The organism is Vibrio sp. L3-7 (genome assembly GCF_963898195.1).
Lineage (GTDB): Bacteria > Pseudomonadota > Gammaproteobacteria > Enterobacterales > Vibrionaceae > Vibrio > Vibrio echinoideorum.
In genome coordinates this window covers 1-1,098 of record NZ_CAWQUW010000067.1, presented here as the reverse complement: position 1 = coordinate 1,098, position 1,098 = coordinate 1, and the positions used below count along the sequence as shown (strand labels likewise).

General features: G+C 38.1%; 1 protein-coding gene. It reads left to right on the top strand.

Going from position 1 to position 1,098, the window contains the following annotated elements; translation table 11 throughout:
* The first annotated feature begins 253 nt into the window (after nucleotides 1-253).
* Entirely contained in the window at nucleotides 254-1,012 is a 759-nt protein-coding gene (locus AACW75_RS24250) for an isocitrate lyase/PEP mutase family protein (RefSeq protein WP_069595352.1), read from the top strand.
* Nucleotides 1,013-1,098: the final 86 nt, after the last annotated feature.

The following is a 1,098-nucleotide window of genomic DNA, read 5'->3' as shown; positions in this document are numbered from 1 at the left end:
CATTTCTGCCCCATTATTAGTTTCGCCAAAAAGCCTACGTTCTCAGTCGGGTGAATTTTGACCAAATATAACTAATCTGACACTCAAAGCTCACAGTTTTACCATACCTTTTTCTAATGCAGCAGAGAGTCTAATGAATACAGGCCTTGTAAAAATTTATCATTCAGTTCCGAAAATGGCGCACCTTATCTTTCTTCCGTTGTTAGTATTTGCCTGAAATTATTCAATACAAAAGTAAATTGGAGTATCAGATATGTTCAAAAATATGCATAAAATGGAAGAACCACTAGTTATTAGTAATGTATGGGATGTACCAAGTGCGAAGATCGCCGAGAGTGTCGGTTTTTCTGCCCTTGGTACTTCTAGCGCAGCTATTGCTAATAGCCTTGGGAAGGAAGATGGAGAAAATATCCGTTTCAAAGACCTTTTGTCGATTGTAAAAGCAATTGTTAAGTCTACAGAACTGCCTTTGACCGTAGATCTTGAATCTGGCTACGGAGAGACGCCTGAAATTATAGCAAAGAATATTATTGAATTAGTCAAAGTTGGAGTTGTTGGGGTCAACATAGAAGACAGTGTCGTGGTAGACGGTGAAAGAAGCTTGCGTGACAGCGCTCTGTTCGGAAAAACAATAGAAAAAATTAAAGAATGCATTCACGAAGCAAGTTTTGAAATTTTTATTAATGTCAGAAGTGACGTGTTCTTACTTAATGTTGAAGATCCTCTTGCAACTAGTATCGAGAGAATTAATAGATATCAACAAGCGGGCGCAGATGGCATTTTTCTACCATGTATTAATAAAAAAGATGATATCAAATCAGTTGTCGATTGCACGTCATTACCGATAAATGTGATGTGTCTACCGGGATTACCTAGTTTTTCAGAACTGAAAACTCTAGGTGTAAAACGCATAAGCATGGGAAATTTTGTACATGAGGCAATGCTTGCCTCTCTATCCTCTATCTTGGCCTCAATTAAAAGAGATCAATCTTTTGAGGCATTATTCATATAGCTCATATTCGTTTTAACCCGTTCAGGCTGAAACACTTTTGTCCACCTTCGATTCAGCAAGGTCTTTGCTGAGTCATCTTTGCCCCA

Excerpts from the sequence above, each read along its gene's own strand:
- AACW75_RS24250 (WP_069595352.1), top strand. The coding sequence starts at position 254 with ATGTTCAAAAATATGCATAAAATGGAAGAACCACTAGTTATTAGTAAT.